At 71.4% G+C, this 15,310-nt stretch carries 14 protein-coding genes and 1 tRNA gene; 8 read left to right on the top strand and 7 right to left on the bottom strand.

Going from position 1 to position 15,310, the window contains the following annotated elements:
- Positions 1-36 precede the first annotated feature (36 nt).
- From N8K70_RS00160 to N8K70_RS00140, 5 genes are read right to left on the bottom strand one after another with little or no spacing between them, the layout of a single operon-like run.
- On the bottom strand, positions 37-738 hold the full coding sequence (locus N8K70_RS00160) for an ABC transporter ATP-binding protein (RefSeq protein WP_317139584.1): 702 nt from the start codon (positions 736-738) through the stop codon (positions 37-39).
- A complete protein-coding gene (locus N8K70_RS00155; protein WP_317139583.1) occupies positions 728-1,462 on the bottom strand; it encodes an ABC transporter ATP-binding protein in 735 nt (244 codons plus the stop codon). The genes N8K70_RS00160 and N8K70_RS00155 overlap by 11 nt, the downstream gene beginning before the upstream one ends.
- Positions 1,459-2,526 (bottom strand): branched-chain amino acid ABC transporter permease, encoded by a 1,068-nt coding sequence (locus N8K70_RS00150; protein ID WP_317139582.1) that lies wholly within the window; start codon positions 2,524-2,526, stop codon positions 1,459-1,461. Before N8K70_RS00150 ends, N8K70_RS00155 begins: the two co-directional genes overlap by 4 nt.
- Positions 2,523-3,539: a branched-chain amino acid ABC transporter permease gene (locus N8K70_RS00145; protein WP_317139581.1), complete on the bottom strand. Its 1,017-nt coding sequence runs from the start codon at positions 3,537-3,539 to the stop codon at positions 2,523-2,525. Before N8K70_RS00145 ends, N8K70_RS00150 begins: the two co-directional genes overlap by 4 nt.
- Positions 3,540-3,558: 19 nt before the next feature.
- A complete protein-coding gene (locus tag N8K70_RS00140; RefSeq protein ID WP_317139580.1) occupies positions 3,559-4,815 on the bottom strand; it encodes an ABC transporter substrate-binding protein in 1,257 nt (418 codons plus the stop codon).
- 220 nt (positions 4,816-5,035) lie between these two features.
- On the opposite strand from N8K70_RS00140, the gene N8K70_RS00135 reads away from it, so the two are divergent.
- On the top strand, positions 5,036-5,833 hold the full coding sequence (locus N8K70_RS00135; protein WP_317139579.1) for an IclR family transcriptional regulator: 798 nt from the start codon (positions 5,036-5,038) through the stop codon (positions 5,831-5,833).
- Positions 5,834-5,872: 39 nt separating this feature from the next.
- Positions 5,873-7,222 carry a protealysin inhibitor emfourin gene (locus N8K70_RS00130; protein WP_317139578.1) on the top strand — a complete coding sequence of 450 codons (1,350 nt, stop codon included), beginning with the start codon at positions 5,873-5,875 and terminating at the stop codon, positions 7,220-7,222.
- 6 nt (positions 7,223-7,228) lie between these two features.
- Here the strand turns inward: N8K70_RS00130 and N8K70_RS00125 are convergent, their stop codons facing one another.
- Positions 7,229-7,558: a DUF6804 family protein gene (locus tag N8K70_RS00125; protein ID WP_317139577.1), complete on the bottom strand. Its 330-nt coding sequence runs from the start codon at positions 7,556-7,558 to the stop codon at positions 7,229-7,231.
- 142 nt (positions 7,559-7,700) lie between these two features.
- Positions 7,701-7,784, bottom strand: a tRNA-Leu gene (locus N8K70_RS00120).
- 211 nt (positions 7,785-7,995) lie between these two features.
- Here N8K70_RS00120 and N8K70_RS00115 point away from each other — a divergent pair.
- Genes N8K70_RS00115 through N8K70_RS00090 form a run of 6 tightly spaced genes read left to right on the top strand, consistent with a single transcriptional unit; the run spans position 7,996 to position 15,249 of the window.
- Complete coding sequence (locus N8K70_RS00115; RefSeq protein ID WP_317139576.1) at positions 7,996-8,730, top strand: DUF3662 and FHA domain-containing protein; 735 nt, start codon at positions 7,996-7,998, stop codon at positions 8,728-8,730.
- Positions 8,727-9,239 (top strand): FHA domain-containing protein FhaB/FipA, encoded by a 513-nt coding sequence (locus N8K70_RS00110; protein ID WP_317139575.1) that lies wholly within the window; start codon positions 8,727-8,729, stop codon positions 9,237-9,239. The genes N8K70_RS00115 and N8K70_RS00110 overlap by 4 nt, the downstream gene beginning before the upstream one ends.
- Before the next feature lie 10 nt (positions 9,240-9,249).
- The gene (locus tag N8K70_RS00105) at positions 9,250-10,584 is read left to right on the top strand and encodes a PP2C family protein-serine/threonine phosphatase (RefSeq protein WP_317139574.1); all 1,335 of its coding nucleotides are present in this window, start codon (positions 9,250-9,252) and stop codon (positions 10,582-10,584) included.
- Positions 10,581-11,954 carry an FtsW/RodA/SpoVE family cell cycle protein gene (locus tag N8K70_RS00100; protein WP_317139573.1) on the top strand — a complete coding sequence of 458 codons (1,374 nt, stop codon included), beginning with the start codon at positions 10,581-10,583 and terminating at the stop codon, positions 11,952-11,954. The genes N8K70_RS00105 and N8K70_RS00100 overlap by 4 nt, the downstream gene beginning before the upstream one ends.
- Positions 11,951-13,417, top strand: coding sequence for a peptidoglycan D,D-transpeptidase FtsI family protein (locus tag N8K70_RS00095; RefSeq protein WP_317139572.1), 1,467 nt, complete (start codon positions 11,951-11,953; stop codon positions 13,415-13,417). Before N8K70_RS00100 ends, N8K70_RS00095 begins: the two co-directional genes overlap by 4 nt.
- Complete coding sequence (locus tag N8K70_RS00090; RefSeq protein ID WP_317139571.1) at positions 13,414-15,249, top strand: serine/threonine protein kinase; 1,836 nt, start codon at positions 13,414-13,416, stop codon at positions 15,247-15,249. Before N8K70_RS00095 ends, N8K70_RS00090 begins: the two co-directional genes overlap by 4 nt.
- Positions 15,250-15,310 lie beyond the last annotated feature (61 nt).

Below are 15,310 nucleotides of genomic sequence, written 5' to 3'. Positions count from 1 at the left end.
CGGGGTACGGGGTGGAACAGTCGTGTCCATCGGGCGTCAGCCGCCCAGGTAGGCGGCCCGGATGCGCTCGTCGTCCGCGAGCGCGACGGCCTCGCCCTCGAGGGCGACCGAGCCCGACTCGAGCACGTAGGCGCGGTCGGCGAGCTTCAGCACCTGGCCCGCGTTCTGCTCCACGATGAGCACGCTCACGCCGCGTTCGCGGATCGCGTGCACCGCGTGGAAGACGTCCCAGGTGAGCTTGGGCGAGAGCCCCGTGGACGGCTCGTCGAGCATGAGCAGCCGCGGGGCGCCCATGAGCGCGCGGGCGATCGCCAGCATCTGCTGCTGGCCGCCCGACATCGTCTCCGCGCGCTGCGACCGGCGTTCGCGCAGGATGGGGAACAGCTCGAGGACCTCCGCCTCCGAGAAGCCCTCCCGGCCCCTCCGCCCCCACGAGCCCATCCGCAGGTTGTCCTCGACGGTGAGCGAGCCGAACAGGGCCCTGTTCTCGGGGACGAGCATGAGGCCCCGCCGGGCGACGAGGTGGCTGCGCCCGTGGCCGACGGGCCGGCCGTCGAAGCGCACCGCGCCGCCGTACTGCCTGACCTCACCCGCGAGCGCCTTCAGCGTCGTCGACTTGCCGGCGCCGTTGGCGCCGACGATCGCGACGACCTCCGCCTCGCCGACGGTGAGGGAGAGCCCGTGGAGGATCTCCAGCCCGTGGTAGCCCGCGCGGAGCTCGTCCACCTCAAGCAGCATGCCCGTACTCCTTCCCGAGGTAGGCCTCGATCACGCGCGGATCGGCGAGCACGTCGTCGACGGCCCCTCGGGCGAGCACGGCGCCCTGGTCCATCATCACGACGCGGTCGCTCAGCCGCCGGACGGCGGCCATGATGTGCTCGATGAAGAGCAGGGTCGTGCCCTCCTCCCGTCGCAGGTCGTCCAGCAGGTCGAGCACCGGCATGCGCTCGGAGGGGACGAGCCCCGCCAGCACCTCGTCGAGGAGCAGCACGCGCGGGCGCGTCGCGAGCGCGCGCGTCAGCTCCAGACGCTTCTGCACGGCGGTCGGCAGGGAGCCCGACACCGCGTCCGCCCAGTCGGCGAGGCCCGTGCGGGCGAGCAGGGTCTCGGCTTCGTCCCGCGCCCGGCGCTCCGGACGCACGCCCCGGCTCTGCACGGCGATCGTGACGTTCTCGCGCGCCGTCATGGTCGCGAAGGGGCGCATGAGCTGGAAGGTGCGCACGAGACCGGCGCCGACGAGGCGGTGTGTCCTCGCGCCCGTGACGTCGCGCCCGTCGAGGAGGACGCGGCCCGCGTCGGGCGGGAAGGCGCCCGTCACGCAGTTGAAGAGGGTCGTCTTCCCCGCGCCGTTCGCGCCGATGATGCCGACGATCTCGCCCTCCTCCACGGCGATGTCGACGTCGCGCAGCGCCGTCAGCCCGCGGAAGGACTTGGAGACGCCCTGGATCTCGAGAAGGCTCACCTCCGCACCGCCCTGTTCTTGATGGAGCCGTAGATGCCCTGGGGCAGCAGCAGGACGCAGGCGATCAGGATCACGGCGTAGACGAGGACGTCGAGGCCTCCGTGACCCGTGACGAACGACAGCCACTCGGGCGGGTTGCGGAGGAACCCCGCGACGAGGTCCGACAGCGGCGCCATGACCACGGCGCCGACGACGGGACCCCACACGGTTCCGGCGCCTCCGACGACGGCGGTGATGATGGCGTTGTTCGAGACCGAGGCGCCGAACGCGAGCTCGGGGTCGACGAACATGTAGTACTGCAGGTAGAGCGTGCCCGCCGCCGCCGTGATCGCCGCGGAGATCGCGACGGTCGTGAGCTTGTATCGCAGCACGTCGATGCCGATGGCGGCCGCGGCCATGTCGTCGTCGCGCGCGGCGAGCGTGAAGCGGCCCGTGCGGCTGCGGAGGAACTGGATGGAGACGACCAGCGCGGCGACGAGCATCCCCGTCGCGATCCAGAAGTACACGGGCGATCCGGCGCGGAACTGGAACATGCCCCAGCTGTCGCCCTGCTGCACGGGCACGGTGAACCCGACGGTGCGCCTGAGGCCGTCGTTGCCGACGACGAAGAGGCGCAGCATCTCGGCGAAGGCGAACGTCGAGAGGGCGTAGTACGCGCCCGTGAGCTTGTAGCGAAGGGCGAGGTAGCTGATGCCGACCCCCGCGCCCGCCGCCACGGCCATGCCCGCGACCAGGCCGATCCACGGCGACACCCCGAAGTCGACGAGCAGGACGGCGGTGACGTACGCGCCGATGCCGAAGTAGGCGGCGTGCCCGAAGCTGAACATCCCGCCGAAGCCGCTCATGATGTTCCAGCCGATCCCCATGAGGGCGAAGATCACGACGCGCATCGCGATGGCGAGCTCGGCCGACGGCAGGACGAACGGGAGGGCGATGCCGACGGCGGCGAGCGCGGCCAGCGCGACGTACTGCCGGAGCCAGGGCGAGCGCCGCGCGACGACACGAGGCGGCACGACGGGCGTGCTCCTCGCCGACTCCGCGGGCGCGGGTGCGGTGACGGTCATGACGCCCTCCCGAAGATGCCGCGCGGCTTGGCGAAGAGCACGACGAGGAAGACCGCGAACACGGCGAGCAGGGGCGACTGGCCCGGGAGGATCAGTCCGCCGAGCTGCTCGGTCAGCCCGACGATGAGGCCGCCCACGAGGGCGCCGGGCACGTTGCCCATCCCGCCGAGCACGACGACCACGAACGCGGTCAGGTTGAAGACCGAGCCCGCGGTGGGCTCGATCGTGGTGAACGGGGCGACGAGCGTGCCGGCGGCGCCGGCGGCCGCCGCGCCGAGCGCGAAGGTGAGCACGTAGATCGACCGGATGTCGATGCCCACGAGGCGGGCCCCTTCCGGGTTCGCCGCGACCGAGCGGATGGCGGTGCCGACGGGGGTCCTCTGCAGCACGATCCAGAGGACGGCCACGAGGACGAGCGCGCCGGCGAAGGCGAAGATCCGGCTCGTGTCGACCGTCGCGCCGAGGATCGAGACCCCCGCGCCGCCCGGCAGCCGCACCGACCGCGGATTGGGCCCGAAGACGAGCAGCAGCCCGTTCTCGATCGCCAGCGCGAGCCCGATCGTCACGAGGAGCTGGGTCTGGATGGGCGCCTTCATGATCGGGTTGAGCAGCGTCGTCTGCATCGCCGCTCCCAGGAGGAACATCGCCGGCACCGTGATGAGCAGGGTCGCGTAGGGGTGCATCCCCGTCGCGTCGACGACGGCGAAGGTGATGTACATCGCGAGCGCCACCATCGCGCCGTTGGCGAAGTTGATGATGTGCAGCACCCCGTAGACGAGGGTGAGCCCCATGGCGACCAGGCTGTAGACGCCGCCCGTCAGCAGCCCCGTGACGAGGGCCTGCGTCAGCACGGTGGTGCTGCCGGACACGAGCCCCGCGACGACGGAGGCGACGACGAGGACGAGGAGCGTGACGAGGAGCGTGCGCGGCGACGGTCCCCCGGACGCGCGGGCGCGCTCGGGAGGACCGACGACCGATGCGGTCGCGGCCGGGGCGACGGTCTGAGTCGACATGGGCTGGCTCCTGACCGGGTCAGCCGACGGGTGCGGGGTAGACGACGCCGGCCTCCGCGAGGTCGTCGGGGAACACCTGGAGCACCGAGCCGTCCTGCACCTGCATCACGACGACGGAGGCGTTGGCGTTCTGACCGGTCTCGTCGAACGACACGGGTCCGTCGTTCACGACGAGGGGCTCATAGCCCGACTCGGCGATCGCGTCGCGGATGTCGGCGGGGTCGGCGCTGCCGGCCTCCTCGATCGCCTGCGCGATGAGCATGACGGCGTCGTAGGTGAGCACCGCGCTCGTGCGGATCGGCTCGCCGAACTCCTCCTCGAACCCCGAGGCGAGGTCCTGCGCCTCGGGATTCGTGACGTCCCAGTGGTAGTTCGCGTTCAGGTAGCCCTCCCCGCCCGCGGGGGCGTCGGTCACGAACTGCGCCTGGTCGTAGCCGCCGTTCGCGACGCCGAAGACCGCGTCGATGTCGGGTGCGATGGACGACACGGCGCGCGCGATCGCGAGGCTGTCGTTGTAGTAGCCGGAGACCGCGAGCACGTCGGCTCCGGCCGCCGCCACCTGCTGCACCTGCGTCGAGAGGTCGCTCGAGGCCGGGTCGTAGCTGATCGCCGGGTCGACCTCGATGCCGAGCTCCGCGGCCCGGGCGGCGAAGGCCTCGTATGCGGAGGCGCCGAAGTTGCCCTGCTCGTAGAGGTATCCGACCTTCTCGACGGGGCTGCCGCCGGCCTCGCCCATCTCGGAGAGGTAGGCGGCGCTCTGGGCGCCCATCATGCTGCCGGAGGGCTGGATGCGGAAGGAGTACGCGTACCCCTGCTCGAGGATCGAGTCGAGCGCGGAGACGTCCATGACGAACGGCACGCCGTTGCGCTCGGCCACCGAGGCGATGTTCGCGCTCGTCGCGCTCTGGAAGGAGCCGACGAGCGCGGCGGCGCCCTCCTGGATGAGGCGGGTCGCCTCGCTCTGTCCCGTCTCCGCCTCGCCGCGCGTGTCGGCCACCTCGAGCACGAGCTGCGCCCCGCCGAGGGACTCGATGCCTCCTGCCTCGTTGATCGCGTCGACGGCCATCTGCGCGGCATCCGACATCTGCTGCCCGTCGACGGCGTTCGCCCCGCTCAGCGGGTGCAGCGAGCCGATGACGACCTCGTCGACCTCCTCCGCGCCGCCGTCGGCATCGTCCTGCGCCTGTCCGACGGCCGAGCCGGCGCACGAGCTCAGGGCGAGGGCTCCCGCCGCGAGCCCGGCGGCGACGCCGAGCGTCCTGAATGCTGTCTTCAACGCGATCTCCTCAAGCTGACGTTCCACTCCGGTCAAGATGTTTCGATGTGCGGAACAGTGACGGATGTCTGTGGTGGGGCGTCAGCGACGTTACGCCGGAAATTCCGCCGAAAAATTGCCCCGATGTAAACGACGTGTTTCCGACCGTCCGAAACACGCCTAACTCGTTCCGTTCAATGAAACGTCAAGCGGATAGGGTGGACGCACGAGAAGGAGGACCATGACCCCAGAGCCCGGCGCCCCGGCGTCCACGACCGAGCGCGTCGCCCGGATCCTCATGGCGTTCGGCCGCGCCGGCCAGCCCCTGGGCGTGTCCGAGGTCGCCCGCGCGTGCGACCTCAGCAAGGCCGTCGTCCATCGCATCCTGCAGACGCTCGTCCGCGAGGGACTCCTCCGCGCCGACGCCGGATCGCGCAAGTACGCGCTGGGCCCGGCCGCTCTCGCCCTCGGCCAGGAGGCCGCCCGCGGCGACGCCCTGCGGTCGGCCGCGATGCCCGTCATCTCGCACCTCGCCGAGGTGACCGGGGAGACGACGACCGTGACCGAGCGGGTCGGACACGGTCGCCACTACGTCGGGCAGATCGAGAGCTTCAGGCCCATCCGGATCACGATCCGCATCGGCGACCAGGTCCCGCTGTGGTCCGGTGCGAGCGGGCTCAGCATCCTCGCGTTCATGGACGACGACGACGTCGACTACGTGCTCGGCGGCGAGCTCACCGCGTTCACGGAGGCGACCGTGACCGACCCGATCGAGATCCGCGAGCGGCTGACGGCGATCCGGGAGCGGGGATGGGCCAAGACGGCGGGCGAGCGCGTGCCGTTCTCGAGCAGCATCGCCGCCCCCATCTTCGACGTCGACGGGACGCCCGCGGGATCGCTGTCGATCGCGATCCTCGCCGACCGTGCCGACGGCCACGCCGAGCAGGAGCTCTCGCGGCTCGTCGTGACGTCGGCGGCCGACGCGTCGACGCGGCTGCAGCGGATCAGGCGCGGCGTCGAGAGCCCGCGTCGACGCTGACCCCTCCCCGATGTCCGACTCATCCCGTAGGGTCGCCGCATGCGCGGAATCGTCCCCCCCTTCCTCCTCGAACGGCTGACCGCACACGAGAGCGCCACCGTGTCGCAGTGCGCCTCGCGCACGCTCACGGTCGACGACGACCTGCGCTCCCGGCGCGCCCTCGCGGCGCCTCCCGCACCGCGCGCCCGGGCGGCGAGCGCGGCGGCCGGGCCGCAGCGCACGATCTCCGACGCCGAACGCACGACGACGCTGCCGGGGAGGACCGTGCGCCGCGAAGGCGACGGACCGACCGGTGACACGTCGGTCGACGAGGCGTACGACGCGCTCGGCAGCACGTGGGAGCTGCTGAACGACGAGTACGGACGCGATTCGCTCGACGGGGCGGGTCGTCCCCTCCTCGCGACCGTGCACTACGGCGAGCGCTACGACAACGCGTTCTGGGACGGCGAGCGCATGGTCTTCGGCGACGGGGACGGCGTCGTCTTCCGCTCGTTCACGGGGGCCGTCGACGTCGTCGGGCACGAGCTCGCCCACGGTCTCATCCAGTCCACCGTCGATCTCGTCTATCAGGGGCAGTCCGGGGCGCTCAACGAATCGGTCGCCGACGTCGTCGGCGCGCTCGTGAAGCAGCGCGAGCTCGGGCAGACGGCCGATCAGGCCGACTGGCTCATCGGCGCGGGGATCTTCGCCGAGGGGGTGAACGGCTCGGCGCTGCGCTCGATGAGCGCCCCGGGCACGGCATACGACGACGACGCGCTCGGCAAGGACCCGCAGCCGGCGACGATGGCCGGCTACGTCGAGACGACGAGCGACAACGGGGGCGTCCACATCAACTCCGGCATCCCCAACCACGCCTTCTTCCTCGCGGCGACGGCCATCGGCGGCAGCGCGTGGGAGGGTGCGGGCCGCATCTGGTTCGACGTGCTCGAGACGCGCGCCGTCGCCGCGGACGCCGACTTCGCCGCGTTCGCGGCGGCGACGATCGCCGCCGCCGGCGCCCGGTTCGGCGACGACTCCGCGGAGCGGACGGCGGTCGCGGACGCCTGGGCGCGGGTGGGCGTCGGGGCGTCGACCGCCGCGGCGCCCGCCGCGCCGGTCGACGACGAGACGGTCCGCGTCGAGCGCTCGGGCGGCCTGCTCGGCCGTGTCCACGTCGCCGAGGTGCCGGAGTCGTCCCTCCCCGGCCCGGAGCGCGAGCAGCTCGAGTCCCTCGTCGGCTCGGGTGCTCTCCACGGTCTGGAGGAGGATCCGCCCGTCCCCGACGCCTACACCTGGCGCGTCGAGATCTCGCAGCGCATCGACGTCACGCTCGGGGAGCGCGCGCTCCCCGACGACGTGCTGGCGCTCCTGCGCAGCATCCTCGACCGGGGAGGGAGACGCCGCCCCTGAGTCCCGTCAGTCCGCGCGATCGACGGTGATGAGCGCCCCGGCGACGAGGAACGCGACCGCGGCGGCGAGGTGGAGCGGGACCCACGCCTCGTTCGGGAGGTCGAACGGGTACATCGGGTTCCAGACGACGAGGACCGCTGCGAACACGACCGCCCACCACCACTGCTTCGCCTGCAGGGCGAACCACGCGACGATGGCCGCGAAGATCGCCACGACGAAACGGATCACGGTGAACCCCTCCGAGTCGAGCAGCGTCGGCCCGAAGAAGAGGGCGGCCGCGCCGACGAGACCCGGCGCGAAGGCGTTGCGCTGCGGCGGCCGCTCCTTGGCGGTCATGCGGTGGCCGTGCGGTCGGGAGCGGTGCGCATGCGTCGATCGTAAACGCTCCGTGCCACGCGGCGCCTCTCCTCGCACTCCGACGGAGAACGGCCCCCGACCCGGAGTCGAGAACTCCGGGTCGGGGGCCGTCGTCGCGCTGTGCGCGAGGGGGGACTTGAACCCCCACGCCCTTTCGGGCACTGGCACCTGAAGCCAGCGCGTCTACCTATTCCGCCACTCGCGCAGAGCCCGGATGACACCGGGCCCAACTCACCGAGAGTAGCATGCAGAGTCCCCGCTCACGAATGCGAAGGAGCCGCCGCCGCGGGTCCGTCCCGTCCATCCGCAGAGTGATCCCGATCCGCCGGAAGACGCGTTCCCAGGTCATGGGAAGCCGCGCGTCCAGGGGATCTGGCTACGATGACCCTGACCAGTCGGCCTGCATGAGGAGCCCCGTGGGACTACTTGACAGCTTCGAGAAGGGACTCGAGCGCGCCGTGAACAGCGCGTTCGCGAAGACCTTCCGCAGCGGGCTGCAGCCCGTCGAGATCGCCTCCGCCCTGCGCAGCGAGCTCGACAAGAAGGCCGCCATCGTCACGCGCGACCGCGTGCTCGCCCCCAACAGCTTCACCGTGCGGCTCAACCCGGCGGACGCCGAGCGGATGTCCGCGCTCGGCTCCGCGTTGACGAACGAGCTCGACGAGGTCGTCCGCGCGCACGCCGCCAAACAGGGGTACAGCTTCCCCGGGCCCGTCTCGATCAGCCTGCGCACCGACGATCAGGTCGCCGCGGGCACCCTCGGCGTCGACTCGGTGACCGCGGAGGGCCGGGTCGAGTGGCGGGCCGTCGTGGAGATCTCGGGCCGTCGGCACCCGCTCGCGCAGGCCCGCACCGTCATCGGGCGGGGAAGCGACGCGGACATCACCATCCCCGACCCTGGAACCAGCCGGAAGCACGTCGAGGTGCTGTGGGACGGCCGGAGCGCCATGGTGCGCGATCTCGGCTCGACGAACGGGTCGAAGCTCGACGGCCGGCAGGTGGCGCAGTCGGCCCTCGCGAACGGCCAGGTCATCACGATCGGGCGCACGGACATCGTCTTCCGCCTCGTCCCCCTCGCGGCGCCCGCGCAGCGCGTGCCCCGCGACGACGCCGCGACCGAGCTGTACGACTTCCGCGGAGGCGGCCGGTGAGCACCTTCAGCGACCTCACGCTCCTCCTGCTCCAGTACGCCTTCCTGCTCGTGCTGTGGCTCTTCGTCTTCTCCGTGGTCTTCTCGCTGCGCGCCGACATCTTCGGCGTGCGTGTGCGGAAGCTCCCCGCCTCCGCCGCGCCGACCCCGCCGCCGGGCGGCGCGGCGCCCGCAGCCGCTCCGAGCCCCGCCGGGGGCCCGGCCACCGCGGGCGCCGTGAGCCGCATCGTCATCACCTCCGGCCCGAAGGCGGGGCTCGAGGTCCCCCTCGGGCGCGAGGCCCTCACGATCGGCCGCTCGAGCGAGTCCGGGCTCGTCATCCGCGACGACTACACGTCGAGCCACCACGCGCGCCTCGTCCTGTGGGGCGACCAGTGGATGCTGCAGGACCTCGAGTCGACCAACGGCACGTTCCTCGACGGCGAGCGCGTCTCGCCGAACGCACCCGTGGCGGTGCACGCCGGCGTCCCCGTCAAGGTGGGCGCGACGACGTTCGAGCTGCGGAAGTAGCCGCGCCGCGATGGTCTTCATCGGGTCGAGCGCCGCCATCTCCCACACGGGGAAGGTGCGGTCGAACAACCAGGACTCCGGGTACTCCGGGTCGAACCTCTTCGTCGTGGCGGACGGGATGGGCGGGCACGCGGGCGGGGACGTCGCCTCGGCGATCGCCGTCCAGAAGCTCGAACCGCTCGACCAGATCTACGGCTCCCCCGTCGAGGCGGAGGCGGCCCTCAAGCTCACGATCGCGTCGACGGCGGGCGACCTCATCCAGATCGCCTCGAAGCGGCCGGAGCTCGCCGGGCTCGGCACGACGGTGAGCTCGATCGTCATGGTCGACGACAACGCGGTGATCGCGCACATCGGCGACTCGCGCATCTACCTCTACCGCGACGGCGAGCTCACCCAGATCACCACCGACCACACGTTCGTCCAGCGCCTCGTCGACTCCGGCCGCATCACGCCGGAGGAGGCGCGATACCATCCCCGCCGCTCGGTCCTCATGCGCGTGCTCGGCGACATGGACCCGAACCCCGAGGTCGACACGTTCATCATGCCGACGCACGACGGCGACCGCTGGCTGCTGTGCTCGGACGGCCTCTCCGGCGTGGTCGACGAGGCGCACATCGGCAAGGCCATGCGCCAGGGGTACGCGCCGGGGCGCACCGCAGACATCCTGCTCAAGAACGCGCTCGACGGCGGCGCCCCCGACAACGTCACCGTCGTCATCGTCGACGTGGGCGGGCAGCATCCGCTCTTCACGGGCACGCCCACGATCGTCGGCTCCGCCTCGAACCCGCAGGGCGTGGTCGTCCCCGCCGCGCGCACCGTGCTGCCGACGAGCTGGTTCCACCCGAACCGCGCGGCCGCGAACGAGCCCACGCACTTCGAGCCGGAGCCCGAGTACCTGCAGGAGCTCATCGCGGAGGACCGGCGGCGGAGACGCCGGCGCCGGCTCGGCGCGATCGGCGCCCTCCTGCTGCTCGTGGCGGCCGTCGCCGGAGGCCTCGCGCTGTTCTTCAGCTGGACCCAGACGCGGTACTACGTCGGCGCCGACGACGACTCCGTCGTCATCTACCAGGGCATCCAGCAGTCGATCGGCCCGATCTCGCTGTCCGAGGCCCATGAGGACACCGAGCTCCTCCTCGCCGACCTGCCCCAGGCCTACCGCACGCAGGTCGAGCGGACCATCACCGCGCGATCGCTCGCCGACGCCGAGGCGATCGTCGACCGGCTGCGCAGCTACCAGCTCGAGCCCGGCGAGATCGACGAGACGCTCGACGACGAAGAGGACGGGGCGGACGACCTGTCGACCCCGACCCCCACGGTCACCGAGACGCCGGGGTCCGACGGATGACCGCGACGACCGACACCCAGGTCCAGAAGGCCCTGCGCCGCGTGCGCAGGCCCCAGCCGCTGCGCAACCGCGAGCTCCTGCTGCTGCTGTTCGCCCTCGCGCTCTCCGCCGGCGCCATCGTCCTCGTGCAGTTCGGCGCGATCGGCGAGATCCAGCCGGGCGTCCTCATCGGGACGGGGGTCGTCGGGGCGCTCACCCTCGCCCTCCACATCGTGCTGCGCGCCCGCGCATCGCAGGCCGACCCGTTCGTGCTGCCGATCGCGACGCTCCTCACGGGCTTCGGCATCGCGATGATCTACCGCATCGACATCTACAACGAGTCGGTCGGCGAGCGCCTCGCGGCGCCCAACCAGATCGTCTACGCCGGGGTCTCGATCCTCCTCGCCACGATCCTCGTCTTCACCCTGACGAACTACCGCGTGCTCTTCCGGTACACGTACATCTTCGGCCTCACGGGTCTCGTGCTCCTCCTCCTCCCGTTCGTGCCGTTCCTCCACGGCGGCGGCAACGCCGACGTGTGGATCAACGTCTTCGGCTTCAACTTCCAGCCGGGCGAGCTCGCGAAGATCTGCCTCGCGATCTTCTTCGCCGGCTATCTCGTGCGCACCCGCGAGAGCCTCGCGTCGACCGGCCGGAAGTTCCTCGGCTTCACCTTCCCTCGCGCTCGCGAGTTCGGGCCGCTCATCGTCGTCTGGCTCGTGTCGATGGCCATCATCGTCCTCCAGCGCGACCTCGGAACGGGCCTGCTCATCTTCGGGATGTTCGTGGCCACGCTGTACGTCGCGACCGGCAAGACGGGATGGATGCTCATCGGCGTGCTGCTGGCCGTCGGCGGGGCGATCGCGGCGACGTTCGTGCTGTCGTACGTGCGCGGCCGCTTCGAGAGCTGGCTGAACGCGTTCGACCAGTCGGTGTACGAGGCGCCGGGGGGCAGCTTCCAGCTCGTCAACGGCATCTTCGGGCTCGCGCACGGCGGCCTGCTCGGCACGGGTCTCGGCCAGGGGCGCCCGTACCTCACCCCCGTCTCGCAGAGCGACTACATCTTCCCGAGCCTGGGCGAGGAGCTGGGGCTCGTGGGCCTCTTCGCCATCCTCTGCCTCTACCTGGTCTTCAGCGCGCGGGGCCTGCGCATCGGCGTGCTCGGCCAGGACGACTTCGGCAAGCTGCTCGCCACCGCGCTGTCGTTCACGCTCGCCCTGCAGGTGTTCATCATGGTCGGCGGCGTGACGCGGGTCATCCCGCTCACGGGCCTCACGACGCCCTTCCTCGCCGCGGGCGGCTCGTCGCTGCTGTCGAACTGGCTCATCGTGGCGATCATCCTGCGCATCAGCGACGCGGTGCGCCAGCAGCCCCGGGCGGTGATCGGATGACCAAGGAGCTCCGCAGGCTCAGCATCATCGTGCTCTTCATGTTCCTGTCGCTCTTCGTCGCGACGAGCTGGATCCAGGTCGTGAACGCGCCGACGCTGAACGAGGACGTCAACAACCGCCGCACGCTGTACGACAGCTACGAGGTGCAGCGCGGGTCGATCATCGCCGGCGGCGAGGAGATCGTCACGTCGATCGCGAGCGACGACCTCTACGCCTGGCAGCGGCAGTACGCCAACGCCGACGTGTGGTCGACGGTGACGGGATGGATCAACCCCGTGCTGCAGTCGACGGAGGGGCTCGAGCGGGCCATGAACCAGGAGCTGTCCGGCCAGGCGAGCTCGGCGTTCTTCTCCCGCATCGACCAGATCCTCTCGGGACAGGACCCCCGTGGCTCGAGCATCGAGCTGAGCCTCGAGCCGGCGGCCCAGCAGGCCGCCTACGATGCGCTCGTGAACCGCGGCTACACGGGCGCTGTCGTCGCGGTCGAGCCGTCGACGGGCCGCATCCTCGCGATGGTGTCGACGCCCGGATACGACACGAACCAGCTCGCGCTCCACGACGGCGACGCCGTGAACGCAAACTACACGGCCCTCGAGGCCGACGCGCTCGAACCGCTGCAGAACCGCGCGATCGCCGGCGACCTGTACCCGCCCGGGTCGACCTTCAAGCTCGTCACCGCCACGGCGGCGATCGCCTCAGGCGACTACACGATGGACTCGACGTTCCCCAACGTCGCCGCCTACACGCTGCCGAGCTCGTCGGCCGTCGTCAGCAACGCCGACGGCGGGACCTGCGGCTCCGGCGACACCGTCACGCTGCGCGACGCGATCCGCCTCTCGTGCAACGTCCCGATGGCCGAGCTCGCCGTCGAGCTGGGCGAGGACGCCATCCGCGAGGCGGCCGAGTCGTACGGCTTCAACCGGAGCTTCGAGACGCCCCTGCCCTCGACGGCCTCGTCGTACCCCAGCCTCGCGGGAGACGACGCCCAGACGGGTCTCACCGGCTTCGGCCAGGGCCAGGTCACCGCGACGCCGCTGCAGATGGCGATGGTCGCCGCCGGCATCGCGAACGACGGGGTCGTCATGAACCCCTGGATGGTCGACGACGTCATCGGCCCCGACCTGTCGGTGCAGGAGACCTACGATCCGACGGCGTTCGGCGAGGCGCTCGACGCCGACCTCGCCGACGCGCTCACGGAGGCGATGACGGCGAGCGTCCAGGATGGCGCCGCGACCAATGCAAGAATTGACGGAGTCGACGTGGCCGGGAAGACGGGCACCGCCGAGAATGCGGACGACGACCCCTACACGCTCTGGTTCACCGGCTTCGCGCCGGCGGACGACCCGCAGGTCGCGGTCGCCGTCGTCGTGGAGGACGGCGGTGGCCAGGGGCAGTCGGGAAGCGGGAACACGATCGCGGCTCCCATCGCGAAGGAAGTCATGGAGGCGGTGCTGGCACGATGAGACCAACACGGGGTGTTTCTTTCGGCGGCCGCTACGAGCTCAACTCGCGCATCGCCATCGGCGGCATGGGCGAGGTCTGGGAGGCGACCGATCACGTCATCGGCCGCTCGGTCGCGATCAAGATCCTCAAGGACGAGTACATGGGCGACCCCGGGTTCCTCGAGCGCTTCCGCGCCGAGGCCCGCCACGCCGCGCTCGTCAACCACGAGGGCATCGCGAGCGTGTTCGACTACGGCGAGGAGAACGGCTCCGCGTTCCTCGTCATGGAGCTCGTGCCCGGCGAGGCGCTGTCGACCGTGCTCGAGCGCGAGGGCGCGCTCCCCTCCGACCGCACCCTCGACATCACCGCTCAGACCGCCTCCGCCCTGCAGGCGGCGCACGCGGCCGGCCTCGTGCACCGCGACATCAAGCCCGGGAACCTGCTCATCACGCCGGACGGCCGGGTGAAGATCACCGACTTCGGGATCGCGCGGATCGCCGACCAGGTGCCGCTGACGGCCACCGGCCAGGTGATGGGCACCGTGCAGTACCTGTCCCCCGAGCAGGCGTCCGGCCATCCGGCGAGCCCGGCGACCGACACCTACTCCCTCGGCATCGTGGCGTACGAGTCCCTCGCGGGGAAGCGTCCCTTCACGGGCGAGTCGCAAGTCGCCATCGCGATGGCGCAGATCAACGAGCAGCCCCCGCCGCTGCCGTCCGACGTGCCCGAGCCGGTGCAGAACCTCGTCATGGCGATGATCGCCAAGAAGCCCGAGGACCGTCCGGCGTCGTCCGCCGCCGTCGCACGCGCGGCGAACGCGCTGCGCCGCGGCGATGTGGCCGCCGCGGCCGCCGCCGTTCCGGCGATCGCCGCCGGCGCCGCGATCGGGAACGACGACTTCACGCAGCTGCTGGGCGGCTCCGACGACCCGACGCGCATCCTGTCGTCGACCCGTCCCATCCCCGCGGGCGCCGCAGGCGCTGTGGAGGGGGTCGAGGAGCCCGCGCCGAAGAAGACGAAGAAGAAGCGCAGCCCGTGGACGTGGCCGCTCGTCGCGCTCATCCTGCTGCTCGCGCTCGTCCTCGGCGGCACGCTCTGGGCCGCGCTCTCCGGCCAGGACGGCGACCCCGACGCCTCCGAGACGACCACCCCGCCGACATCCGCGGCGCCCTCGACGCCCGCGTCGACCCCCACGCCGACGGAGACCACCGCGAGCGTCGACATCAGCACGCTCGGCCTCGAGGGGATGGCGTACGACGACGCGGCCGCGATCCTGTCCGGTGCCGGGTTCGGCGTGACGCGCGCGCAGGGCGACCCCGCCTCGACCGCCGATCAGGTGGGCGTCGTGTACCAGGTGAGCCCGAGCGGAGTCCAGGCCCCCGGCCGGGAGATCACCCTCACGGTGTACTCCGACGTGACGCCGATCGAGGCCCCCAGCACCGCGACGTTCACCTTCGGCAGCGAGACGAACGCCGCCGAGATCACCGAAGGCGCCTCCTTCACGATCACCTGGCCGCCCTTCACGTGCCCGAGCGGGACGGGGAGCCTCAGCGGCTACACCGTCTCCCTCTCGAACGCCGTCTTCTCCGACAACCAGAGCGCGACCCGCGAGTTCCTGCCCGGCGAGACGTCGGCCGCGCTCGAGGCGACGGGAACGCTCGGCAGCTTCATCAGCGCGAGCTACGTCGCCCACTGCGAGGGCTCCGACGGCACGATCCGCGACTCCGACTCCTCGGGCCAGACGACCGCGCAGATCGTCGCCGACGAGGCCACGCCGTCGCCCGACCCGTCCGAGACGCCGAGCGCCGGCCGCGGCACAGAGAGCGACGACGCACCGACGACGGGGCGCTGAGCACACACCGTCGGCGCCAGAGCCGACGTTCAGCAGGCGGGTCTAAGCTGACCGGACCTGC

Source organism: Microbacterium sp. AB, assembly GCF_032878875.1.
GTDB lineage: Bacteria > Actinomycetota > Actinomycetes > Actinomycetales > Microbacteriaceae > Microbacterium > Microbacterium betulae.
The sequence above is the reverse complement of the archived record's forward strand: the minus strand, read 5'-3'. Positions and strand labels throughout refer to the sequence as shown.